Below are 25710 nucleotides of genomic sequence, written 5' to 3'. Positions count from 1 at the left end.
GTTTTTAAATACTGTTCCATAAGGTTTGCTCCACCCTTTGCGGGGTCGGTATTGCCGACCCCATTTGGGTGCTATTTATAATTGCTATCGGGTGCGGGTTTAATCCCCCATCAGTGTCATTAATCCTTCACTGATAAGGTAACTTAGCAGGTCAGCCCCGCCAAGCAGGTGCGTTGCAGTTAAATAACAGGCAACCGCAATTAGCACTATGTGTGTTGTTTGCCGGGATGATTGCTTTTTGTTGGTTTCCATTGCTATTAATTTATTAGTGCTACAAAGTGTCGGTGTACTCGTTCGGGCTGCCTACCCTGCCTTCTTCGCGAAGTCGTTTTCTGATTTTACCTTCTTCAAGAAGTTCAGCGATAGCTTTATCAAACTCTGAAGGCTCAACTTCAATTTTTTGCGCGCTAAGGGCTTCTTTTATCTCTGCCTTGGTTTGCCACTTTTTTTGACTGTCGGTCAGGTGAAGTGTCCCGGTGGGGTTAAGGTGTTGTAAGATTGCTTCTTTCATTGTTATTCTGATTTTGGTTGTTGGTTTTGCGGGGTAATTAAAGCGGCGTTATGGTTTTCCCATTCGGCAATACGCGTGCTTAATTCAAAGTGTATTGCCTTAGCCGCCTCAATAGAATGTATTTGAAGTTCAAACAGCCTGGTTTGTGCATTAAATGAACACGAGGGGGGTAGTAAGTTTAACCTTATGCCTATTGTGCCTTTACCGCTTTCAAAGTCTGAAGGAAAAAAGTATGATTTCTCTGTCATTTCTTTACGGTTTTAAGTTTTTCGTATTCGGTCAGGTAATGAATGATTGATTTGGCTTTGTTGCACTCTCGCTCCATCGCTTCGCGCTCTTCGCCTTCAAGGTGATACACGCCGACCGGTTGTCCCAAATCAGACACTTGCGGTATTCCGTGTTCTAAGTAGTGCTTTAAGAGGTCTGCCGCGTTGTGCGTTTCGTTGATAAGTACATCTAATGCTATCGGGGTAGTTAATTCTGCCATTCGCTTAAAGTTTTTTGTATATGGAAAGGGCTTTTGCAACTCGATAAATGAAGCCCGAAAGAATTAATAGTGAAGCCATAAGCCAAAATATTTCCCCCATTGCAGCGAAATAAAGAACAACCAAACCGCTGGCCAGCATTTGACAATAGCCTAAAATAGCTAACAGGTAAAGTTTTACAGTTGGATTCTTTGCCGCTTGGCCTGCCTTATAGACTCTTTTGGCTTCTTTGTACTCTTCAGTGATTAACCCATCTGGTATTTTTTCATACGAGATAGCCTGCATCGTTTTGCAGTTAGGGTCGTTAAAATCCGCTATTCTAACCTCCACTATCATTTGCGTATCGTAACAAATAACGGTGCCGTAATTCTCACCTGTTCTCATCATGTGTGAGGGCACTACTTCGTGTTGCGTATTACAGCACGGGCAATCAAGTGTATATTTTTTGTACGCCGGTATCATGCTACTAAGTCTTTAGCTGGTTCAAAAACTAAGTCCGCAATTCCGGTGTATTCCCTAATTGCCTTCTTTTCGAGTTCCGAAAACTCCACTTCGCCGCGCTTGCGCGCCATGAAACGCTGATAGTTGTTGTCAGTTTCCTCCCACAAAATCAATTCAAAGATTTCTTTTCGGGTTTTTGCGACTTTGTTGCGGGGCAAACTGTCCCACCAATCGCTAAAGGTTACTTTTTCCATAATTGCTAATTGTTGCTTTTCGTTTTGATATGTTGTTTTAAATAACATATCTTTGTTTTGAAATCAAAAACATAATTTCAAAACAAAAATCAAATTTGATATAAAAAACGAATTTCAACAACATTTTTTTTATACTATTATGCAATCATCTGATTATAAAATGATTAATTTGATTTTAGAGCAACTCAAATTAAACCAAACGGATTTGGCAAGGTTTTTAGGGCTTTCGCCAACTTATTTTACTGGAATCAAGAATGGCGCGACTTTGAGCAACAAAACAAAGGCTCTTATTGTCGAAAAGCTGAATGTTAGCCCGACTTGGTTAGAAACCGGTGAGGGTGAAATTTTTATTGGCGGGATAATGCCCAACGTTCAGCAACAAACTGCAACAAACAGCAACTTGGCTGCTGTTAAATCATTATCTGATGATGCGGGTTATTGGAAAAGGAGAGCGATGGAGCTTGAAAAGCAAGTTGCCGACCTCACGCAAGCTGTTTTAAACCTGTCGCAAGCCATACCGGGCGGTTTACGAAAGTTGACGGCTAATTGCTTTCCTTACGCTGTACTTAACCCAAATTGGGCACAAAAACGGGTACAGTTGCAATTAGCCGCCCGCTAACATAGCGGTTGAGTAAGACACTTGACAAGTGGTTCGAATCCCTTCGGTCCGCAAAAAATAAAAGCCGCAGTTCGCGGCTTTTTTGTTTTATACGCATTCTGCATCTACGCTCGCATTTCTGCAATTACTCATTCAAAAGCCTTGTTTAATCATTGGTGATTGCTCCGGTACCGAATGATTGTTTACTTGTGTCTACACATCTTTAAAATCTATCATTTATGAAAAAAAACCTTTTACTTTTTCTGCTAACGGTTGCCATGCAATGGACTGTGGTATGGGCACAGCCTGAGCAGCAACCTGTAACCCTATCGCCGGGGAAAACCTTTGAGAAGGTTTTTGACCGGTTTGGCAACAGCTATGAGTTGAACGATATCCGTATCAGAACTCAAGTGGTAGCACCTAACCAAAACGGCAACGAAACCAGACTTGAAAGCACAATTACCCCTGCTACCCTACTGTGTACGGCAGGGTATTTTGATTTGTATTTTGAGTTGGGCAGCGGTTTTGAGCAAAGCTCTTCTACTGATATTGCCCGCCGCAATGTGCTGTGCCAGTTGTTTACCGACTTATCAAATTTTATTACTCCTGTAAACCCAAGTACCAAGGTAAATATTTGGGTGAGGGACATTAACAACATTATACCCGGGGCATACTCCACTGGGGTGCTTGGGGTAGCCAGCTCATTTTATGTTCCGCCTTCTATTAGCCCGTCATCATCGGGTATTATTGATGGCGAAATATGGAAAACTATTAACACAGGGTACGATAGCTACACCAATGTAACCTCGCCTCTAATTTCACAAAGCTCGCAGCCTACCTCGACTGGCTCGGGGGTGTTTTATCATGGTTTACTGGGCTTTAACTTTAATAATTGGTCTATCAACTGGCATACCGACCTTAACAACCCTACCTCATCAGGTTTGTACGACCTTTATACCGTAGCATTGCACGAGGCCACGCACGCATTGGGTTTTGCCTCGCTGATTGATTACAACGGTGATTCTAAATTCGGTACTGCGTTTAACTATTACTCTCGCTATGATTTGTATTTGCAAGACCAATCAGCCAATCCCCTTGTTACCACCACTTCGGGTTGCAGCTTGTATGATTATAGCTTTAATCCCTCACTTACTGCAAGCACACTTCTTTCACCCAATCCTGCTACTTGCGGCAGCTCAATACCTTACAGCGGCAGTCTAGACAACACTACCTGCAGCACTGCGGTAGTTTTTGCGGGAGCTGTGAACCAAGCGGTATACACCCCCGATTGTTTTGAACCGCCATCAAGCCTAAGTCACTTAGAAGACCAATGCTGCTCTCCATCACCTCACCCTAATAATGAATACTACTGTATGTCGAACGCAACAGGCTCAGGGGTTACATTTATGAAACGCTACCTGAAGCCCGAAGAAAGGGGTGTTTTATGTGATATCGGCTACAAAGTAGGCACTTACTACGGTAATACTATGTACACTGCCAATAATTACAGCTATGGCGGTAGTGCTTGCGCAGGGCTAGATGTTGCCGGTGTAAATGACGGTATTACAACCGGTGGTACGTTTACCTTTTTTGTAGCTACCAGTGGTACAGTAAACATAAACGGTATTGATTTATTGGGAAATGATTACAATGCTGATGAATTTGAATGCCTTGAGGTAATGAACGGCTTGGGCACTGTGAGTCTTACCAACGGTAACAGCTCAGCAACTGTAACGTTTACCGCAGGCGGCTCAACAGGGATTGCGTTATTGCGTTACATCCCTGTAAATACCACTACCGGCAACAGGGGCAATATTACCTACGCATATGTTTATATACACAATGGTATCTGTATGGCAACCTCATGCAATATGGTAATGAACGGCGGCTTTGAAAGCGGCGTCAATTGTGGGCAACAATATTCGTGCTGTCCGAACGATTTTATAACACTTGATTGTTGGGACGGAATCGATTGGTCTCCTGATTATTTTGCAAGGGGGTGTGTACCACCATCAAATTTTCATATTACCGTTCCAACTGGAAGTATGTTTGGACCTATTCCAGCTGATACTTGGGACAATGGAACTCTAGGAAACCATAAATTTGTTGGAATGTGGGCAGGTGCTGGCTTTTCAGGATATGCGTTTGAGTCGCATCAAACTTTGCTTTCCACTCCTATTGTACCCAATACAACCTACACATTGAGTTTTTGGGCAAGAGCAGTGTCAAGCAACACAATAGTAACATGGGACGGAAATGCTACATTGATGTTCAGAGGCGATGTAGGGCCCGTTGTTGGAGTAGGTTTCTTGCCTTCATTCAACTACGGCGATTACCTTACAGAGGCACTTGTAATTGACGACGACCAATGGCATTTCTTTTCATTACAATTTACGTATACTGGCACCCAAACTCTACAGAGTCTTTTAGTTGCAAACGCTTCCCTTCACCCTTCAATTGATACGTATGTGTTTTTAGATGATGTAGTATTAACCCCAACAACTACAGCAGCCGTATTTCAACCACCATCGGGAGATTTGTGTAGCAAAATATCAAAAATTGATAACCTTGCTGATTATGTATTCCCCACGCCTCCTCCGGGTGCTACCTTCTCAGGTCCCGGTGTCAGCTTCAGCGGCGGTGTATATTCATTTACTGCTCCAAGCGATGGCTTATTTACCCTCCTTTACACGTATACCAACAGTTTAGGTTGTGTAATTACCATTCCGGCTCAAATTTATGCCTCTACCAACCCTCCCCCTGTAATTTCAATGTACTCTACCATTGCTTTGGGCGAGTTATTTACCTACGATTCTCGCATAGGCAACGGTATCGAAGGATACTACGGCGGTTCGGGGCATATTATGGCAGGTGTTAAATACAACACCCCGTCCAGCGGCATCACAGTTCCGTCTCCATTGGTTATTAAAGAACAATATAACGGTATGGGAGGCAGTCCTACTTCATTTAACCGGGCTTATCAATACATCGACCCTATAAGCGGCAATCCGTTAGAAATAAACGACAGCAGGATTGTAGAGATAAAAGACGGTTCAGGCTATGTGTGCGTATCATCATTTAAAGTTAGACGTACTACTGTGCCTTGGCTAAACAGCTTTGTATGTGGTGTTTTGTATATGGAGCTTGATAAATACGGTAACGTAGTATTTACCCAAAAATACACCATTGCACCTTTAGTGGGCGGCGTACCGTTGGGCGTAACTGATTTAACCGTTACGGCAGTAAAGCAATTAACAGCTACAAAACCGGCAATTGATGAGTTTGTAATAACAGGGCAAGTGAAAGAGGGCGAAGAAACCCAAATATTTGTATTGCCTGTAGACCGCATGGGTAATATGAAATGGGGAGGCGGTATGCTGTACGATATGCCCGGTACACCACCAAGTACCCAAGAAATGCCTACTGATATTATTGAAAATCCGTTTGGCATGGTAGGACCATTAACTAGGCTGCACATAGTGGGTCATGTTGAAATATTGGGAAGCGGAAGCAGCCGCGATGCTTTTGTGCTTACGGTTGACGAAGCTGCCGGAGGAACAATGAATTTTCAGGTGTATGATTTTAGCGGCAAGTTTGATGCCTTTACCAACATTATCCCGCTTGATTACCGTAACAAACCCGGGTTTGCAGTTAGCGGCTACTCGCATACTAACGCATTTAACATTGGTGAAATGCTGGCCATGAAGTTTGACGTGAACATGGTGCCCGAATGGAGCTATACCTACGACGATGCTGATGTGCCCGGTAATGTGCAAGAAGCCTATGGTATTACTGACATTATGGATTGCAAAACGGGCGATTACCGTTTGGCGATAGCCGGAAGCCGCAACGGCTTTGGTGTAAGGGATGCTGTTCAGTTATCTCTTGATAATGACGGTACACCTTTAAACGGTTTTAACATTTCTGACTTGGGTGGTGATGAATACGCTGTGAGCGTTGATAACATTCCTACAGGCCGTGTTACCTTGTTTAACCACCACGCAGATATTTTTCCTGTTGAGAATCATTACCTGTTATTCGGTTGCTTCTCCGCACATCACGAGGTGGTACAAAACCCTGCTCCTTATACCGTTTCTCATCCTGCTATAAACTTTACACCTCCGTTTGTGCAAGAGACCTCTTGGTTAACCAGTGTAAAAGACTTTACCCAAACCTTGCTTTGCTTGGCACTACCGGCAATTGGTAACAATAACAACAAGGGCAACGAAATAGAAGCCTTTAATTACCCTGCGTTTAAAGCAATGCCTGATATTGGCGGCAGCACAACAAAAACAGGCATTAGCGTATCGCCTAACCCTGTTAGCAAAACGCTGACTATACAAGTGGATAATATAGCCAATGCCACTGTTTTAATACGAAGTGTACAAGGCGTTTTGGTGGGCCGTGCTCAACCCATGGGCAACAACCAATTTACCTTTGATACTACCCCGCTTGCTTCGGGAATGTACTTTGTAGAAGTGGTGAATGAAAACACCCGAAAAACGGTGAAGTTTATCAAACAATAACCTTACGTGCTTACTAACAAAAAAGCCCGCTGATTAATTTCAGCGGGCTTTTTTTATGGTTATCTGTAAGATTTAATTTACTGCAAAACGAAGCAGTTTTTCATCCTTACCGGCTTTTACTTTCAGCAGGTACATACCTTTTGATAATTGCGATACATCCACAGGCAATACCTGGTTATTTCCAGCCATAACAGGGTTTAACTGCATAAACTCCCTGCCAGCAATATCCATTATGGTTAAACTGATTTCAGTAGCCTGTAAAAGATTCAAATCAATCGTTAACATACCATTTGTAGGGTTGGGATAAACAGACACCTTACCACCGTTGGCAAACTCTTCAACACCCACAAAAATAGTAAGCGGTGCCGCTGATGACATTGTGCTGCAACCGTTCAACTCAACCAAGCAACGGTATTGGTAACCGGTAAGCGTTGGTGTGGTGTTGGTAATGGTTAATGTGTTGGTTTGTACACCTGAATAAGGGGCTGTATTACTTAGTGCAGCAAATGAAGTTGTGCCTGCGTCACCCTCCCATTGGTAGCTTACGCCTGTTTCGGGCGATACAACGCTAAATACGGCATCCTTACCACTGTGTACACCCACTGCTAAAGGTTGTGTAGTAACAGTAGGTAATGGCTTCATAAGAATGCTTACGGGTGTAGAGGTTTCTTTACAATTATCGGTATTGGTTACAAGCACACGGTAGTTTCCGGTGTTTTTCACCACCAATTGGTTAGCTTGGGCACTTGTTAAAGCCACACTATCCTTATACCACAAGTAAGTTAGCCCCGTACCTGTATTAGCGGTAAGGGTAGCACTATCTCCGTTGCAAAAATCAGTTTTATTAGCGATGGCTGTAGCGGCAGGCTTAGTATTAATAACTATTGAAACCGAATCATCGGTAGACGTACAACTGCCTATTATCACAAAGGCTTTGTAAACACCTGCTTTTGCAGTTGTAATGCCTGAAAGTATAGGGTTTGTTGTTGATGATGTAAACCCGTCAGGGCCTTGCCATGCAAACACTGCACCGGCCACTGAATTACCGATTAGATACAGCGAATCGCCTTCACACAGCACATTACCTGCTGCTGAACTAACTGAAGGAGGGGTTGGCGGCGGGTAAATGTACAACTGCGCCGTATCATACCCCGATTTGCAAAAGGCATCCTCAACGTAAACTGTATAATTACCGCGGTAGTTAGTATCAAGGTTTGTGAGCTTAAACGATTTAGAATTTCTGCTAAATCCGTTTTCACCTGTCCACACATAAGAAATACCGGGCGAAGAAGAGTTTGCATCAAAGTCAACACTATCACCCACACATTTAGAGCTTACAGCGTCAGCAACCGGGGTTTCAGGTGTTTTATACACCTTAACTATAGTGTTTGATGCTGATGATACACAACCGCCAATTCCTGCGCTCACCATATACATACCGTTTATCAGGGTATCGGCATTGCTAAAAATAGTATCGGGTTTTGTAGCCAAATACCCGTTAGGGCCGGCCCAAAAATAGGTTTGTCCGGGTACGGTATCAATCCACATTCGTAGGGGATTTCCGCTACAAACAGGACCATCGTTATATACTTTGGGTGCATCGGGCACTGCATACAATTTTTTAGTAGTGCTGTGCGAGCAGCCTTTAGTCCAGCCGTAAATGGTGTCTTTCAAAGTCACATCATACGCAATACGATTGAAGTAGGAATGGTTACCGTTTACGCTATAAAACAATCCTGTGGTATCACCATAGTTCCACATAGAACAAAACTGCGGAATATTAAAGTACGCATAGCGGTTGTAAAACGGGCTTGCAAGCGCACCCGATGATGTATTTATAAAATCAATAGGGTTGCTGCCCCTGTTACACTCAGATATTGTGAAATCAGCCTTTAAGTTATAGCTCACATGGGGCTGCAAAATAAAATCAGCATCAAAAGCTATACCGCCCACGTTTATATTGTATGAACGCAGGTAATTAGCACCAATACGCACTGAACTTAACCATTCTTTACGTCCGTTCGGGGTTGTTGCCGCATAATCATTGGCCAACACCGAAACGTTGGTAGAACCTGTGTTTTCAACCGTTAGTACATAAGGTACAGTAATGGTAATGGGTGTAGCAAACGTAACTGTTTTTTTAAGTGCTGCTAACTGCCCGTTTCCAAAAGTTGAATCCACATTAATGGTAATGGTGCGCAGGGGTGCGCCTGTTGGTAACGAATCGGATGCTGATGCCCTGTAAATATTACAAGTAAGCGTAACTACCGCATTTGTTCCGGTACTTTGCCAAGCATAAAAATCAAACCCGGCAACGGTAATGGGTTGCGGTGCAGGATACCACTGTGCAAAGGCATTTCCGCTGTTTACAGAGTTTAGCGATACCGGTCTGAACTGAGTGGTTTTGTAATACGTATAGTTAATAGTATCAACCCCGCATGATGTTTGGGAGTATAAACGAGAACTAATACAAGTGAACAAAAACGTGAGTAAAAGTGATGCGCGTATAATTTTTTCCATAAGCCCTATTGTTATAATACCAAAACTACAATGTAAAGCCCATATTTACAATGCGTAAATAGTGCTTTCGTCTAAAAACCAATACAAAGCGCCTTCATTTACACAATTGCGCGTTTTTTTACATACCCGTTACCCACTTTAAACCCTTGCTGTATGTTTGCTTTTGGTTATCAACAGATTAATTTTCATTATTGGGTAAAATATTTTAAAAATTTTTACGTTTTTTAAACTTCGTTCTTATACATTTGTATACACATCAAACAAAAAACTACCTTGAAAAAGATTACCGGTACCCCATTTGAAAACGTCTTGCTTATAGACGATGAAGAGATTGATAACCTCATTAACGAACGCCTAATGCAGGTTGCCTACTTTGCTGAAAAAGTGCATGTTAGAACCAGTGTTCCTTCAGCATTAAACTTTCTTTACACCGTTTTGAACAAAGGAGAAGGAATACCTGAAGTAATTTTTCTGGATCTGCATTTACCCCAACACGATGGGTTTCACTTTTTGCTTGAGTTTAAACAAATGCTTTTGAAGTATGACGAGTTAAAAAACACTCGCATTGTGATTTTATCGGCATTTATTAATAAATACCCCGATCACTTGCTTGATGCTCATAACTTTATTATGGATAAAGTGAACAAACCCTTGCGCGAAGAGGTTCTTGAAGACCTTAAACGCAAGCACACCTTGCAAGCAATAGCCAGCTAATTCCGGTTTATCCGGACTTTTTTAAATTTAGATTTCTATAAGGGAGAGGCGGATAAAGTTCAGTAACTTTCCGTTGTTCTTCTCTTTAAACTTGCGCCAATACTTCACTACTTTGTCCTTTTCGTTGCCATCGTGAATATGCTTTATCAGCAGCGAAAGGGTTTTGCTGAATAGTTTCACAACAGGCTTCAATTCATCCTCGTCACTCACCTGTCTCTTCACGCTTGCCACCAAGCGTTCGGCCAGTTCGGCTTCATTTTCAAGGGCGTATTGAAACGCTTGAAAAAGTTTAATTTCAATCTCGGCAAATGAGAAATTCTTTAACGAGATTTCATTACGCAAATCGTTTATAATTTTCGCCCCGGTACTGTACTGTCCTTTGTAAAAGGCTACCATCGACCTAAACCTTGCATAACAAATGTAATGCGGAGCTTCTTCAGGGCTCGGAAAATAACACTGTTGCAGCTTTTCGTGCAGGTTGTAAATAATGTTTGTATCGCCCTCTGTTACAAATTTCGAAACAATTGAGTTAATCATCTGGGTGATGAAAAATGGCCACAACTGTCTGTGTGCCACTTTACTAATCACCATATTTATTTTAGTTAGGTAGTGATTTGCTTTTACACTATTGCCCACGCGTACGTAATACTCAAAAAACAAAAACGGAACAATGTATTGCAAGTTTTGGTAAAACGCATCCTGTCCGTATTTGGTAAATATTGCCGTAAACTGTTGCAGTGTTTCTTCGGTTTCAATCTCTTTAAGGGCAAGCTCCTCAGGCTTTAAAAAACTGCAATCGTGGTATATTTTGGCAATATTATAAATTACAAATAAGCGGTGCGATTTATACAGCTTTGCATAACTCTCAAGCTCCTGTAATTGTGCTGTAATATTCCGCTGGTCTTCGCTTAAATGATTAAGGTGATAGTGTGATAAATAGAAAATATAATCGTACAGTTGATCCTCGGCCTTGGTTACGGTAAGCGAAAAAGCCACGTACTTTTTATACTGCATTTCATAATGCTCAAACTCAGGATAAAAACGGTGCAACCTTGCCAAAAATTTGTAAATAATTGCCAACTCGCTTGATAAATCGTACTCAATCAACTTCTTCTCCAAATCTCGCAATATCCGTATCGATACTTCACGCTCGTTTTGCAAAGCAAGCTGGTTCATACGCGCCGTTTCTTCTTTCAGTTGGCTAATCGTATTCTCCTCAAGGTGACCCAATTGGGCACTCACCTTTTTAAGCAACCGCGATTTAAACGTGTTAAATGCCCCCTTGCTCATTTTCAGCTCGGCGGCAAGTGTTTCAGCAGCTTTTTGCCCCTTGCGCAAACCCTGCAAGGTGATATAGTTGTTGTGGTATTCATTCACTCCTACATTGTCAAGCAGCTTTTCATACTGCTCATCAGACAACGTTTGGATTATTTTAGTTAACAAATCCATTGCTACTTATTAAACTATTTGGCTTACAAAAGTGATTAAAAAATTTAAATTTTTTAAAACTTTTTGCATAAAATTTACAATCTAAAACAGGGTGAAAACACCCTTCCAAATAATCAAACAACTAAATATCAATTGATTGAATAGTGAAAAAAACATTAAACACTAAAAATCTGCGGCTGTTACTTACAGGTGAAAAGGTGCACGCATGATTGAAAATTCGCTATGGCAGGCCCCAAATACCTTTGTACCAGAAATTTTAATACACACAATACATATGAAAAAGGTACTACTCACTTTGGCAATTATTGCATCTGCAGTATTTTATGCAAACGCACAAAACGACACTGTTTGCGCCGGTGCTACCGGTATTAGCTATTGGCTGCCCGGAAACGCAGGCTCATCCTATGCTTGGACTGTTGGCGGGGGCACACAGGCTTCAGGCGGTTCTACAGACAGTATCACTATTGATTTTTTAACTACTACAGGTATTGACACACTAACTGTTATCGAAACCGATTCTAACGGTTGCGTTGGCGATCCTGTTAAGTTAGCTATTGTTCGTATGCCATTGCCGAATGCTTCAATTACGGGCACAACCGCACTGTGTTATCAAGACTCTACAAGTGTATCTATCACACTTACGGGTACATCACCTTGGGATTTGACGTATAACGACGGCTCAGGTAACACCACCGTTAACCTTACTTCATCTCCGTTTGTAATTAACACCAGTTCATTAACTGCTACAAAAACCTACACACTGGTACAAGTGGTTGACAGGTTAACCTGCTCTACTACACTTTCAGGCGCAGGTACATCAGCAGTGGTTACCGTGTATCCACAAGTGGTTACCCCATCCATTCAGCACAACTAAGCCTATCAGCATTTAGTTAGTTTACCTTCATATATATACGCACACATATCCAATGAAATCCATAGGTTTGTATTTCGGGGTGATGCTCTTGCTGGCAGTTTCTGCCGGCAAGGCATTTTCCCAGTATATAGACACGGCTTGCATTGGTGAAATACATGCGATGTACCGAACCGGCGAAAGAGTGGGTTCGGTATTTTTTTGGACCGTAGAAGGGGGCACTATCGACAGCACCTCTACCGATGGGTCTAAAATATGGGTAAACTGGGGCATGACAGGGGGAGTTAAAAAAATTACCGTAAGAGAACGTACAAAAGAAGGTTGCCCGGGCAGCCCCGTTGACGCACTTGTTTTATTATGGCCTACAGGACCGGTAAATATCTTTGGGCCTGAGCAAGTGTGCAAAGGAAATGATGTGATTTTGGAAGCTAAGGGCGACGCTGACATGTACGTTTGGAATACAGGTGATACAGGAGACCGGATAACGGTGAAGCCTGATTTTGACACCTCGTTTGTGGTAACAGGATTTTTTGGGGAGTGCGGACACAATTCTTCTCTTCACGATTTACGGGTGAAATACAGGCCACAGGCCGATTTTGCCTTCTCTCCCACACAGCCGGTTATTTATGAAGATGTAGACTTTACCTACACCGGAACCAACAACGTTGATTTTTGGGATTGGGAGTTTATGGAAAACGATAAAACTACCGGGTCTTCGCAATTAACAAACCCTACACACACATTTACGAAAGCAGGGGTTAAAGCTGTGCGGCTTACTGTTAAAAACAGCTTTGGCTGTACCGACAGTATTACCAAATACATTATTGTTGAATCAGGCATTAATGTGTTTATCCCAACCGGGTTTACCCCGAATGACGATGGGATGAACAACGTGTTTAAGCCTGTTTATGAAAATGTACTAAGAACTGAGTTTTCCGTTCTTGACCGCTGGGGCGAAGTAGTGTTTAAAACAACCTCACTGGACGAAGGATGGGACGGTAAGTACAAAGGGGCTCCCGTGCCCGACGGTATATTTGTTTACTTTGTACAAGTAACCGGAAAAGACAACAAAAATTATGTATTTAATGGTACGGTAACCGTACTGCGCTAATCATGAAAGCAGCTTCAAAAGCCATATTAATACTCTTTATCCTGCTGGCATTGCCTATGGGTAAAAAGCTATTGGCCCAAAGCTGCCAAGGCACAGTACCCCACTATACCATAAACATGACCGGAAAGGCTGATAGTGTTTGGTCTAGCACATCCGTTGCAAGAAACGGCCGCTGTTGCGGTCTTTCATCATCATACCGATGTATCCACTTCACTGTTACGCTTGATGCCAATGCAATGGGTATCAGCATTGTGGTTTCAGGTACATCAACAGGATACACCTTCGAGTCTAGTTGCGGTAGTTCAACAGCAGTGGGTGATACCTTATGTTTAACAGGTGGAGGCACGCACGAACTTACTATTTGTCGCTCAGGCACTTCATCCAACCAAACGTATACGGTTCGCTCTATCAAAAAACCAACAGTTTATGCAGGAGCAGATACTACTATTTGCTCGGCAGCCAACTCAGTACATCTTAACGGAACTGTAGCCAGCAATATTGAGAGCTATCAATGGACAGGTCAAGGAGGTTCGTTTATAGGTTCAACCACCAGCCTCAACCCTGTTTATATACCAACTCTTACTGAAATTGCCGCAGGCAGCACTTATTTAGTATTAAGCGGTACCGACTATACCGGCTGCACTACGGTGCGCGATACCATGAGGGTTACAATATACTCTGCTCCATTACCAATAATATCAGGACCCACCCAAGTGTGCGAATATGCCATTAACCAAGCCTACTCTGTAACAGCATCTACGGGGCATAGTTACGATTGGCATTTAGTGGGCGGAAGAATCACATCAGGGCAGGGTACAAATTCAGTAAATGTGACTTGGGACACAGCAGGCCCCGGCTATATTTATATGGTGCAAACCGATACCAACGGTTGCCAAGGGGTGGGCGCAATAAACACACTCTCAAGGTTTGATTTTAATGCCGGACCAATTACCACAGCCACCATCGGTCCCAACGCAATATCTTCTGATTCAGATGCCTATACCAACGGGTTTGGATTTGTAATTACCAATAATTGCGGAGGAAACAAGGGGATTGATTTGGTAGTACCCGGAAGCATTTTTAACATGGGCAAGCTATGTATGACGTATAGCTGGCAACGCGATGAAAACCAAGCTACCTTTTTTACTCGTGGAGGCCTCACCTTCCGCGTTGCGGGCGGTATGCTTGAAATTGGTATGCGTATTTCTGACGGAGCAGGCGGCTATACTGATGTTGGCCCCTTATCAACCGGCTATACCTTACCTGCCGATGATGTGCACAGGTATTTTACCTTCTGTTACGATTCCGCATCGGGCATGGCAAGAGTAATGGTGCACGACTCCTTAGTGTGGTCGTACAACGGTACTCCTGGCAGGGAACTGTATTGGACGGGTGCGGGCGATGCCACTATTGGTACTTTAATGGATGGCAGCTGTAGCGGAAACACGCTGATAGACTGGTCAAACATTTCAATACCAATATCGGTTGTTGCTAAACCCGATGCCTCAATCAGCGGACCTACGCCGGTATGCCAGCACAAACAAGCCACTTACACCACTGTAGGAAACTCTAAATACAGCTACAGTTGGAGTGCTAACGGCGGCACAATTGTAAGCGGGCAAGGAAACGATACTGTAACTGTTTTATGGACTACTTCAGGAAATAGAAATTTATACCTAACACAAACCGACACCGTTACCGGTTGTGATAGTACTGCAACCCTATCAGTTGTTGTTAATGCAGCTCCTAATGCTGCTATTACAGGCCCCGACACAATATGCTCGGGCGTTCAAAATTTGTTTACAGCTCCCAACTTAGGAGGAGTTACCTATTTATGGAGCAGTGCCACCGGAAGCTTTGCAGGCGGCACTGCTAACGATTCGGCGCAAATTACCTTTACCCAGTACGGCTTTCATACCGTTAGCCTAAAAATAACCAATAACACAACAGGCTGCGACTCTACGGTTACGCTTACGTTGTTTACAGATAGCATCCCTATGGCGGATATCAGCGGTGATAACCCTGTTTGTGAGGACAATGCTATTACAAGCTATCAAACAGTAAACAATGCTAAATATACCTACCTGTGGTCGGCTACAAACGGCACTATTGCCAGCGGGCAAGGTACAAATGCCATAACAGCCACATGGCCTACACCCGGTGCAGGCAGTGTAAGGGTGCAGGTTACCAAGCAACCGGGCAGCTGTGTCAATCAAGATACGATGGCCGTAACCATTTACGCCAAGCCCATCACGGGCGCCATTCAGCATTAAACTATAGTAACGCTTTACTCGGTTTTTGTGTATCTTACCAGTGTGCTATTTAACAACTAAAACTATGATATACTTTGATGCCGATTACATAACCTTTTTTAGCGGGTTAGAAGCCAACAATACCAAAGAGTGGTTTGATGCTAATAAGAAAACCTATGAAAACAAAGTAAAGAAGCCGTTTGCAGCATTTATTGAAGAGCTGATAGCCGCTTATAACTCCTTGGGGTATAACATCCCTATGACTGCCAAAGATGCCGTAATGCGCATTAACCGCGATGTGCGGTTTAGCAACGATAAATCGCCCTATAAAATGCACATGAGTGCTATGGTCACTCCACACGGAAAGAAAGACACCACAAAGCCGGGTATGTATATAGAGGCTAATCACAAGCACCTTCGATTATATACAGGTAGCCATACACTTGAAAAGCAAGACTTGTACAACGTTAGAAAGCATATTGCCGATAACATTGACGAGTTTAACAAACTGACAACAAACAAAGCTTTTAAAGAGGTTTTTGGCGAAATACTGGGCGAAAAAAACAAAGTAATAATGCCTGAGTTTAAAGACGCAGCTGATAAGCAACCCCTTATTTACAACAAAAGCTTTTATTACTTTGCCAATTTTGAACCAAAAACCTTATTGCAAGATGCTTTGGTTGATAAACTGATAACCGCCTTTAAAGTTGCCGCACCCGTAAATGCCTTTTTTGAAAAAGCGTTGGGCAACTAAGACAGCTTTAAAAGCATATCCATCAACGTTTCCTCATTTATAGGCTTCACAATATAATCCGTTACCTCACTGATGCGTTTAGCGCGGTCAATATCTGTTTGGTTGATAGAGGATGTCACCACATAAATAGTCACCTTTTTGGGTAGTTTAGGTTTCAGCATTATGAACTCATCTAAAAACTCCCAGCCGTCCATAATTGGCATATTTAAATCTAATAACACCAAATCGGGCAGTTCATCTGCATTATCAACCACCGTTTTAAAGAAATCAATAGCCAGTTCTCCATCAGAAAACATAAGGATTTTGCGGGCTAGCTTTCTACTTTCAAGTTGGCTTTTAATAACAAACTGGTAAATCTCGTCATCGTCCACCACACATATTGTAGGGTTTTTAATAGTTGTCATAGATGATAGTATTAGGGTTGAACTTCTCTCTCAAAATATATTGTAAACACTGTACCCTGGCCAAGCACACTATTCACCGTTATTGAGCCGCCCATGGCCTCAATCTGTGCTTTGGTAATAAACAACCCCACTCCTCTTGCATCGGTATTGCGGTGAAATGTTTTGTGCAAGCCAAACACTTTTTTGCCATGCCTTGCCATATCAATACCTAATCCGTTGTCGCTAATTGTAAGAACTTTCCCATCGCGTTTATTCTCATAAGTCTCTATGGTAATTACAGGACTCCTCTCTGGGTCACGGTATTTAATCGCGTTGGTAAACAAATTTAGCAAAATACTTTCAAGATAAATAGCCGGATAATGTATCGAGGGGCAAGTAAAATTACTTTGTATTACCGCCCTTGAATTGTCAATCTCAGTGCTTAGTACAACAATTGTTGCATCTAAAAAATCCTGAAACTTGAGAGTGCTTTTTTCAATGGATGTATCGGTCTTTATGCTTAGTGCTTTTGATAACTCGTTTAGTGTATTTGTAAGATGATGGGTCACCGTCCGTAGCTTCTCAACAATAGCACTTTTGTCTTCCATCTCTGCCTGTTGGTCATACATTAAAAACAGCGAAGCCAGATTACCCACCGGCGACCGCAGATTGTGCGAAGTGATGTATGCAAAATCTTCAAGTTGTTTATGATAGCGCAACTTCTCCTTCAGTTCTATCATTTCGTTGCTAAGGCTCTCTATCTTGTACCCATCAGCCTTTTGCTTACTAATATCCCTTACTATTTGTGATATCCCTATAATTTCTCCTTGCGAATCCCTTATTGGCGAACATGTAATTGAAGCATAGAACTCTTCACCGTTTTTCCTCAACATCTTAGTCTCTTTATGGCGTGTGTCTTCTCCCCGTAGCACCTGCTCCATTAGGACTTTTGTTTCTTGGCGTTTTTCTTCGGGTATCAACACATCCACATGCTCCCCCAATACTTCGCGTGCTGTGAAGCCAAATATCATCTCGGCACCTTTATTCCAGCTCACAATTATCCTGTCGTTGTTCTTGGCAATTATGGCATCGTGAGACGATTCTACAATCGATGCCAATTGAGCATTTTGTTTCTCAAGGCGTTTGCGGTCGCCAATATCCCTTATTGCAGCACACGCACTGGTTTTATTGCCTGTTTTTATATAGCTGAGGGCTACTTCAACCATAAATTCGGTCCCGTCCTTTCGCAAAGCAAAAAGTTCAATTCCGGTTCCCATTTCCCGTACCTCAGGGGCTGAAATAAAATCCATTTTGGCAGTTTTGTGCCGCTGTGTAAATCTTTGGGGTATCAGCTTCTCTACTTCACAACCAATAAGCTCAGTGCGCGAGTAGCCAAACATTTTCTCGGTTTGGGCATTCACCAATTCTATACGGCCTTCGCTATCTGCTATCACCATTGCATCGGGTGCCGATTCTAGCAAGGCTTTAAACTTATTTTCGGCAGCCTTTTTTTCGCTCATATCACGTATGGCAGCACAAGCACTTAGTTTACCGTTCGTTACTACGTAGCTGAGAGCAATTTCAACCAAAAATTCAGTGCCGTTTTTGTGCAAAGCATAAAGCTCCAGCCCGCTACCCATTTCTCGTACTTCGGGCGCTTTCAAAAAGCCTTTCTTTTTGGCTTTATGCCCCGCCCTGTAACGCTCAGGTATCAAAAACTCTACTTCTTTTCCAAGTAATTCATCTCGTTTATAGCCAAACATTGTTTCAGTTTGGGTATTTACAAGTTCAATTAATCCTGAATCATCGATTAATACCATTGCATCAGGAGCAGAGTTCAGTATCGCTCTGTATGAGTATTCCGTCTCGATAGTTAGCATAAATGGAATTGATTATTAATAGGTTCAGGTATACGTTACCGTAAATATAAAGCAGACAGATGCAATTTATCTACTGCTTGACTAAACAAACCCCGCCTATTGTGTATAGGGATAAACTACCGCACTGATAAACACGATATGTATAACAAAGCCTTTAACACATCGGGGTTAAAACAAACATAAGCATTTCCTAAATAAAGTTCAACAGCATTTATAACCTATAGTAAAAAGCGAAAGCACTTATCCAAAAAATCTTATCACTCTATCACAAAAGACTTTCATCCACTTTCATTATAAAAAAATCTTAAAAATTTAAGCATTTATTGTTATTATTTAAAGTTTAAAATAATTTTTAATAATCCATAATAAACAAAAAAGCAGCCTGTTGGCTGCTTTACGTATTATCTTAAATGTTATTTAGTAGCTAATTATAAAGTAGGGTTTTTGCTTACATAAAAACCGGTTCCATCGTATGGGCGTTTACGAGGATGCTCTTTACACTCATGGCTGCAAGCCCCTTGCATTTCCCATCCGCAGCTTTCGCAAATTGGCTTGTGCACGTTACACTCAGGGTTGGCACAGTTTACCATACGGCTGGTGGGTGTGTGGCATATATAACACTCTGAAATATTAGCAGGGTTAACCGAATTAACAGGAACAGTCACCCTACCATCAAACACGTAGCAAACACCATCAAAATCTTTACCTCCGGTTTCTTTGCTATAGTTTATAATACCGCCGTGTAATTGGTAAACATCTTTAAAACCTGCTTCTAATAGCAATGCACTGGCTTTTTCGCATTTTATACCACCGGTGCAATAGGTTATCACCTTTTTATCTTTAAGGTGTTCCAACTCCCCTATTTTATCAGGAAACTCACGAAAGTTATCTATATCAAGGGTTATCGCATTTTTAAACCGTCCTACATTGTGCTCATAGTTACTGCGCACATCCAACACCACCACATCTTCTTGCTCTTTTAACTCTTGAAACTCCTGCCCGTTAAGGTGCACACCGGTTTTCACAGTTGGGTCTACATCCCAGCCCTTATTGCGGCCAAGACCCAAGTGCACAATCTCAGGCTTATAGCGCACGTGTATTTTGTAAAACGCATGTACGTCGCTATCGTCAATCTTAAATTCAGTGTGGGCAAAGCGCGGGTCGGCTTTCACATAGTCCATATATTGACGGCATTGTTCAGGTGTACCGCTCACAGTACCGTTTAGTCCCTCGTCGGCCACAATTATCCGACCTAAAATGCCTATTTGTTTGCAAAACTTCAGGTGTTGCTCAGCATAAGCCTCAGCATCCGCTATTTTTGCATAACAGTAATACAGTAATATTTGAAAAGGTTTTGTTGCCATTATTTTGGGGTGCAAATATACAAAACCTTTATAAGCTAACTATGATTTTGGTCAGGTTGCCCCTACCAAAGCAATTGTGTTACCCTCTCAACGCATCCAATACTTCGTTGGCAGTTTTTGCATCCTTTTCTGCAATTCCTTTAAAAATCACTTCCAAGTCATCCATCACAAGCCCAATTTCATAAAGCATCTCAAGTCCGGTTTCAGTAATACGCAACTCTTGCATGCGTCGGTTATCTTTGTTTTCGCACCTGCTCACCAGCTTTTTTTGCTCAAGCTTATCTACCAATCGGGTAATGTTTGATGAAGGTTCAAGCATACGACTAAGCACAGAACCTACCGAAGTTGCTTGAGGATACTGTCCTCTAAGAATTCTTAATACATTGTACTGCTGATGACTAATCCCAAACTTTTTTAGCTTGCGGGTTTGGTGCATGTGCAGCCAATTGCCCGTGTACATGATATTTAAGGCTAGTTTCAGAAATTCGTTTTCAAAGCTCTTTTGTTGTATTGCATCTTCCAACCGCATAGTTAATCGGGTGTTTTTGTGTCAGTTCGCAAAATTGTGTTTTTTTTTGAATATTAATTTTCTAAATAGCAACAATGTCAAAATACTTTTTGGTACTAAGCATAATGCTTGCCTGTGTTTATACTGCTGTAGCCCAGCAACGACTGGTGTTTACCCTGCCCCATGCTAACAAAACCGTTGTGGTGAAACAAGGTGACATGATGCGGGTGTTGTATAGGGGTTATTTAGGTCAGGTGCAAGATTATTACGGACGGATAGAAAACATCAACGACTCTTTTGTGGGTTTTGAGAACAACTGGAAAGTGCGGGTAAGCGATATAATGGGCTTTAGAAAGTTTAATAAATACCGTGATATACTTAAAGGTGTTACCGAGGTAGTAACGCTCACCGCATCAATAATTGCGTACCCGCTTATTTTAACCAACAACCCGCAAATGAGTTTTGGGCAGCGGCTGGGTATTACGTTTGGCATAGGGCTGACGGGGTCGCTACTGAACCACTTACTGTTCCCATCACAAATAAAATACTTTATGAGTGCCGGCTGGCAGGTGAAGGTATCTAACTAACGTTTGAATTAATACAGTACAAGGTGCAGGATAGTAGCATCACGTTGAAAAATTTGTTTATTCCCACCTAATAATGCAATTTGCTAGCTGAGAGTTATGAAGATTGAGTTTTACGGAGCGGCGCAGGTTGTAACCGGCACCAAACACCTGATTACCACCAACAACGGAAAAAAAATTCTTCTTGATTGCGGCCTTTTTCAAGGCAGCGACCAAGACAGTAATTACATGAACCGCCATTTCGGGTTTAATCCCAAAGAGGTGGATTGTGTGATTCTTTCACACGCACACATCGACCACAGCGGATTATTACCCCGTCTTGTTTCTGAAGGCTTTAGCGGGCCTATATATGCCACTCCGGCCACTAAATCGCTATGCGAGATTATGCTGCTGGATAGCGCCCACATTCAGGAAATGGACGTGAAGTTTGTGAACCAACGCCGCAAAAAAAGAGGCGAAGAACAACTTGAGCCGTTGTATGATGAAACGGATGTTTACAAAACACTTGATTTGTTTGTAAACGTTCCGTACCGAACTGAATATACCATTGATGATGAAGTGAGCTTTCATTATACCGATGCAGGCCACATTATAGGCAGTGCCGCGGTGCATTTGAGTATTAAAGAAGAGCGCGAGATTAAACTAACGTTTACAGGCGATATAGGCCGCCCCGGCGACATGATTTTACGTTCTCCCGAAGCGTTTAGGCAAGCCGATTACATACTTTGTGAAAGCACGTATGGCGACCGTTTGCACGAACCTGCCACCGATACCCGCAATAACTTGTTGAGGGTGGTGCGTGAAACGTGCGTTGAAAGACGTGGAAAGCTGGTGATACCCGCTTTTAGTGTTGACCGTACCCAAGAGCTTATTTACCAACTTGACCAATTAAGCAGCGAGGGTTTACTCCCTTCAATAAAGGTATTTGTGGATAGTCCTTTATCAGTAAAGGCTACAATGGTAATGAAGGAGCACGAAGACTACTTTAACCCCGATATTTTAGAATACATTGAAAAAGACGGGGATGCTTTTAGCTTTCCTAATCTTCATTACATATCAAAGGTTGAAGAATCTAAAAAGATAAACGAGCTTCAGGAGCCTTGTATCATTATATCAGCATCAGGCATGGCCGAGGCAGGAAGGATAAAACACCACATTGCCAATACCATTACAGATAGCAAAAACACCATACTGATTGTGGGCTACAGCTCACCCAGCAGTTTGGGAGGTGCCATCCGCAGAGGTGAACAAATGGTGCGTATTTTTGGTGAAGAATACCAAGTAAACGCCCATGTTGAAGTGATGGACTCATTCAGTGCACACGCAGATTACAAAGAAATTTTAGAGTATTTGAGCAGCCAAAACCCCGCTATGGTACGTAAACTGTTTTTGGTTCACGGCGATTACGAAGCACAAACTGCATTAAAAGAACGTTTGGCGGCCAAAGGGTTTATGAACATCGAAATACCCGAAATGGGTGATGAGTTTGAGGTAAACTAATTATGTTTTGGGAAGAGAAAATTGAGTTTTTTATCAAGTCAAAAAAACTCACAACTAAAGACCTAAGTATTCCTTATACATTTTGGAGCGAGGTTTTTAAAGAAATTGAAAAGCACTTCTTAATCAAAACGGATGCAAAATACACTTACCAAAACTGGGAAAATCGTCTAAAGAATAAACATATCATTAATATGGAAGACTATAAACAGCGCATTAAAAATGATAAAAAATACTGGGTGATTTTAACAAATGGAACTCCATCGGGTATAAATCTTTTGTACGACTGCAATGGGTGTTTTATAGACGCAATTACCCAACTTCACGGTAATAATTACTTTGTTTGTGATAAAAAATACAACTGGCTGGTAACTTTCAATAAAAGTAAGAACAACTATTTTTTGTCGCAGTTAAATTAATGACAAATAGAGACTTAAATAATTGGTAATCAGTCGTTAAAATGAAGACATATCGTCAAAAGGGGTTGTAAACATTGAAATACCCGAAATGGGTGATGAGTTTGAAATAAATTAGTTTTTACACTAACTACATACTTCCAACCATACTGGGCACATAACTTGTTTTTTGCCCTTCTTTTGGTTTTGAGTTTCCGTTATCCTTTATCTCAAACTGCACCGAAATAAAGAAATAATCGTGGTCTTTTTTGCTGGTTAGCTTGTAATCAAACTGGTTAATATAGCCCACCTGCATAGTTACCATAGCATTTGGCCTATAGCTAAACCCTGTGAAGAAGCGGTTACGCTCAAAAAACGGCTCTTTATTAGTTAAGAAAAGTTCGCTGCTAACCCCCACCATAAAAGGCTGCACATTGTTTTTTGCCTTTCCGAAAGGATACATCACCCCGCCCCTAAACCTAAAGCGGTAACGCAAACCTGCATCACTCACCCTGCGCTCTGCACGGTAACGGTGTTCAATTCTAAACTTACCTACGGTTTGGGTAGCCACCACTTGCGGCCAAATGCGATATTCATCGTTGTTTTTAGGTACTACAAAGTTTCCGCCTTCTTTATACGTATCATAATCCCCCACGCCCAAAGAAACCATCAAACCCGGGTTCACATGGTAGTTTATCCCGCCTTTGTATTCGTAATAATTGTAATGGGTATAAAAACGTAACGACCGTATTTGGGCTTCGCCAAATACACTTATATTATTAGATAAGAAAAAACGGACGTGTGCCATGTTCCAACTTCCCACTTCCTTTGTTTGGGCAGTACCCGTAAAACAAAATAACAGGCTGCAAAGCACCGTCATTATTAGCCTCATGTAAGATTTCAAGCCGTTCTAATGTTAAGAATTTGCTCGCAAAATATTATCAAATTATTACCAAATTGTTAACACAGGTAATCTTCTTACATATTTTAGAATGGAGGCATATCGTCAAAATCGTCGTTGTTCATTTTTGATTGAAGGGTAATAGAACGCACACCGGGGTCTTCACTAAACCCGAAATCAGTACCACCCATTGGCATACTCATGGCATCAATATCCACAAAACGGGCAAACTCCCCTTGAAAACGAACCCTAAAATCACCAATGGCACCGTGCCTGTGCTTGGCAAGCATTACCTCGGCAAGCCCTTGGGTAGGCATACCGTCTTCAAATTCAGTTATCTGATAATATTCAGGGCGGTATAAAAACATTACCATATCCGCATCCTGCTCAATAGAACCCGATTCCCTCAAGTCACTAAGCATGGGCTTCTTATTTCCACCCCTGGTTTCCACCGCACGGCTCAATTGTGCAAGGGCTATTACAGGTACATGCAGCTCTTTAGCCAACCCTTTCAACGAACGCGAAATGTAACCAATCTCTTGTTCGCGGTTTCCTTGCCCTTTGCTATCCTCGCCCCTCATCAACTGCAAGTAATCTATAATAATCATATCAATGCCCTGCTGTGCTTTTAGTCGACGGCATTTTGCCTTCAATTCAAACACCGATATACCCGGGGTATCGTCAATAAATATCTTCGCATTGGCCAGCTTACCAATCTTGTTGTTTAGCCTGTCCCACTCTTGTGCAGTCAAATCACCGCTACGCATTTTCTGGCTAATGATTTCTGTTTCACCCGATATAAGACGAGTGACTAGCTGCTCACCGCTCATCTCTAATGAAAATACGGCTATCGATTTACCAAAATCTACGGCCGCATTACGTGCAGTAGAAAGGGCAAATGCCGTTTTACCCATACCGGGACGGGCTGCAAGGATAATCAAATCTGATTTTTGCCAACCGCTGGTTTCCCTATCCAACTCCACAAACCCTGAGGGAATACCTGTTAATGTATTTTCGTGGTCTTTTATACTTTCAAGGTTCTTAATGGCCTTTTTCAATAGGTCGTCTATCTTCTCTACATCACGGCTGATAGTGCCCTCGCTCACCTCAAAAATCTTTTGTTGGGCAGTATCCAGCAAGCCAAGTGCATCAGCACCTTCTTCAAAAGCCTCGTTAGTAATTTCGGTGCTTATACGTATCAGTTCACGTTGTATGTGCTTTTCTGAGATGATACGGGCGTGGTACTCAACGTTAGCCGCTGATGATACCCTGTTGGTAAGCTGTGTAATATAGTATGCCCCGCCTACGGCTTCCAATTCACCTGCTTTGCGCAGTTCAGCCGTAACGGTAAGAATATCAATAGGCTCCCCCCTTTCAAACAACCCTTTGCAAACATTGTAAATGGTTTGGTGTTTAGGCTCATAAAACGCTTCGGGTTTTAAGATTTCTAAAACGGCCGTGTAGGCGTTTTTTTCAAGCATCATCGCTCCCAGTACGGCTTCCTCCAAATCAGTTGCTTGGGGTGGAATTTTGCCGGCCGGCATAAAATCTTCGTTTCCTAAACGTTTGTTGGTCCTTCGGGTAGTTACTTGTTTTGCCATATGAACATCCCATTTTGAAAAACGGGGTACGAAGATAGTATGGGCAGATTAATGTAGCCGATTAAACTTGTTAATTTTCGCAGAACCCATTGAACAGAATAATGATAAAAA

Annotated in this window: 23 protein-coding genes; 10 read left to right on the top strand and 13 right to left on the bottom strand. The window is 42.2% G+C overall.

The genetic code is table 11. From position 1 onward, the window contains the following. Window positions 1-271: 271 nt before the first annotated feature. The 5 genes from F9K23_17370 to F9K23_17350 form a co-directional block, all read right to left on the bottom strand. Window positions 272-511, bottom strand: coding sequence for a hypothetical protein (locus tag F9K23_17370; GenBank protein KAB2913430.1), 240 nt, complete (start codon window positions 509-511; stop codon window positions 272-274). A 2-nt stretch (window positions 512-513) separates the two neighbouring features. Then, complete coding sequence (locus F9K23_17365) at window positions 514-759, bottom strand: hypothetical protein (GenBank protein KAB2913429.1); 246 nt, start codon at window positions 757-759, stop codon at window positions 514-516. Continuing rightward, window positions 756-998 (bottom strand): hypothetical protein, encoded by a 243-nt coding sequence (locus tag F9K23_17360; GenBank protein ID KAB2913428.1) that lies wholly within the window; start codon window positions 996-998, stop codon window positions 756-758. The genes F9K23_17365 and F9K23_17360 overlap by 4 nt, the downstream gene beginning before the upstream one ends. 4 nt (window positions 999-1002) lie before the next feature. Then, entirely contained in the window at window positions 1003-1383 is a 381-nt protein-coding gene (locus tag F9K23_17355) for a hypothetical protein (protein KAB2913427.1), read from the bottom strand. A 71-nt stretch (window positions 1384-1454) separates the two neighbouring features. After that, window positions 1455-1691, bottom strand: a complete 237-nt coding sequence (locus tag F9K23_17350; protein ID KAB2913426.1) for a hypothetical protein — start codon at window positions 1689-1691, stop codon at window positions 1455-1457. Window positions 1692-1830: 139 nt separating this feature from the next. Here F9K23_17350 and F9K23_17345 point away from each other — a divergent pair, with 139 nt between their 5' ends. Together F9K23_17345 and F9K23_17340 are read left to right on the top strand one after the other, a co-directional pair. Further along, complete coding sequence (locus F9K23_17345) at window positions 1831-2310, top strand: helix-turn-helix transcriptional regulator (GenBank protein ID KAB2913425.1); 480 nt, start codon at window positions 1831-1833, stop codon at window positions 2308-2310. 218 nt (window positions 2311-2528) lie between these two features. After that, window positions 2529-6815 (top strand): T9SS type A sorting domain-containing protein, encoded by a 4287-nt coding sequence (locus tag F9K23_17340; protein ID KAB2913424.1) that lies wholly within the window; start codon window positions 2529-2531, stop codon window positions 6813-6815. 72 nt (window positions 6816-6887) lie between these two features. Here F9K23_17340 and F9K23_17335 read toward each other — a convergent pair whose 3' ends face one another. Further along, the gene (locus F9K23_17335) at window positions 6888-9335 is read right to left on the bottom strand and encodes a T9SS type A sorting domain-containing protein (GenBank protein ID KAB2913423.1); all 2448 of its coding nucleotides are present in this window, start codon (window positions 9333-9335) and stop codon (window positions 6888-6890) included. Between the two features lie 243 nt (window positions 9336-9578). Between F9K23_17335 and F9K23_17330 the strand changes: the two genes are divergently transcribed. After that, entirely contained in the window at window positions 9579-10049 is a 471-nt protein-coding gene (locus F9K23_17330) for a response regulator (protein ID KAB2913422.1), read from the top strand. Between the two features lie 27 nt (window positions 10050-10076). Here the strand turns inward: F9K23_17330 and F9K23_17325 are convergent, their stop codons facing one another. Then, on the bottom strand, window positions 10077-11498 hold the full coding sequence (locus F9K23_17325) for a hypothetical protein (GenBank protein KAB2913421.1): 1422 nt from the start codon (window positions 11496-11498) through the stop codon (window positions 10077-10079). 274 nt (window positions 11499-11772) lie between these two features. Here F9K23_17325 and F9K23_17320 point away from each other — a divergent pair, with 274 nt between their 5' ends. From F9K23_17320 to F9K23_17305, 4 genes are all read left to right on the top strand, one after another. Beyond that, a complete protein-coding gene (locus tag F9K23_17320) occupies window positions 11773-12372 on the top strand; it encodes a hypothetical protein (GenBank protein ID KAB2913420.1) in 600 nt (199 codons plus the stop codon). A 52-nt stretch (window positions 12373-12424) separates the two neighbouring features. Then, window positions 12425-13480 (top strand): T9SS type B sorting domain-containing protein, encoded by a 1056-nt coding sequence (locus F9K23_17315; GenBank protein KAB2913419.1) that lies wholly within the window; start codon window positions 12425-12427, stop codon window positions 13478-13480. 2 nt (window positions 13481-13482) lie between these two features. Next, entirely contained in the window at window positions 13483-15753 is a 2271-nt protein-coding gene (locus F9K23_17310; GenBank protein ID KAB2913418.1) for a hypothetical protein, read from the top strand. Window positions 15754-15817: 64 nt separating this feature from the next. Next, on the top strand, window positions 15818-16486 hold the full coding sequence (locus tag F9K23_17305; GenBank protein ID KAB2913417.1) for a DUF2461 domain-containing protein: 669 nt from the start codon (window positions 15818-15820) through the stop codon (window positions 16484-16486). Here F9K23_17305 and F9K23_17300 read toward each other — a convergent pair. The 4 genes from F9K23_17300 to F9K23_17285 all read right to left on the bottom strand — a co-directional run bounded on the left by F9K23_17300 (window position 16483) and on the right by F9K23_17285 (window position 20642). Continuing rightward, window positions 16483-16890: a response regulator gene (locus F9K23_17300; GenBank protein ID KAB2913416.1), complete on the bottom strand. Its 408-nt coding sequence runs from the start codon at window positions 16888-16890 to the stop codon at window positions 16483-16485. The two genes, F9K23_17305 and F9K23_17300, sit on opposite strands and share 4 nt — an antisense overlap. An 11-nt stretch (window positions 16891-16901) precedes the next feature. After that, window positions 16902-18749, bottom strand: a complete 1848-nt coding sequence (locus F9K23_17295) for a PAS domain S-box protein (protein KAB2913415.1) — start codon at window positions 18747-18749, stop codon at window positions 16902-16904. 428 nt (window positions 18750-19177) lie between these two features. Further along, window positions 19178-20113, bottom strand: a complete 936-nt coding sequence (locus tag F9K23_17290) for a rhodanese-related sulfurtransferase (GenBank protein KAB2913414.1) — start codon at window positions 20111-20113, stop codon at window positions 19178-19180. Between the two features lie 79 nt (window positions 20114-20192). Continuing rightward, window positions 20193-20642: a MarR family transcriptional regulator gene (locus tag F9K23_17285; protein KAB2913413.1), complete on the bottom strand. Its 450-nt coding sequence runs from the start codon at window positions 20640-20642 to the stop codon at window positions 20193-20195. A 74-nt stretch (window positions 20643-20716) separates the two neighbouring features. On the opposite strand from F9K23_17285, the gene F9K23_17280 reads away from it, so the two are divergent. The 3 genes from F9K23_17280 to F9K23_17270 all read left to right on the top strand — a co-directional run bounded on the left by F9K23_17280 (window position 20717) and on the right by F9K23_17270 (window position 23121). Next, a complete protein-coding gene (locus F9K23_17280) occupies window positions 20717-21208 on the top strand; it encodes a hypothetical protein (protein ID KAB2913412.1) in 492 nt (163 codons plus the stop codon). 96 nt (window positions 21209-21304) lie between these two features. Beyond that, window positions 21305-22705: an MBL fold metallo-hydrolase gene (locus tag F9K23_17275; protein ID KAB2913411.1), complete on the top strand. Its 1401-nt coding sequence runs from the start codon at window positions 21305-21307 to the stop codon at window positions 22703-22705. 2 nt (window positions 22706-22707) lie between these two features. Continuing rightward, window positions 22708-23121, top strand: a complete 414-nt coding sequence (locus F9K23_17270) for a hypothetical protein (GenBank protein KAB2913410.1) — start codon at window positions 22708-22710, stop codon at window positions 23119-23121. A gap of 127 nt (window positions 23122-23248) precedes the next feature. Here F9K23_17270 and F9K23_17265 read toward each other — a convergent pair whose 3' ends face one another. Both F9K23_17265 and dnaB read right to left on the bottom strand, forming a co-directional pair. Continuing rightward, on the bottom strand, window positions 23249-23989 hold the full coding sequence (locus tag F9K23_17265; protein ID KAB2913409.1) for a DUF2490 domain-containing protein: 741 nt from the start codon (window positions 23987-23989) through the stop codon (window positions 23249-23251). 95 nt (window positions 23990-24084) lie between these two features. After that, the gene (gene dnaB, locus F9K23_17260; GenBank protein KAB2913408.1) at window positions 24085-25599 is read right to left on the bottom strand and encodes a replicative DNA helicase; all 1515 of its coding nucleotides are present in this window, start codon (window positions 25597-25599) and stop codon (window positions 24085-24087) included. Between the last annotated feature and the right edge of the window lie 111 nt (window positions 25600-25710).

It is taken from the genome of Bacteroidota bacterium (genome assembly GCA_008933805.1).
Lineage (GTDB): Bacteria > Bacteroidota > Bacteroidia > UBA8524 > UBA8524 > SB11.
This window is presented reverse-complemented; position numbering and strand designations above follow the sequence as displayed.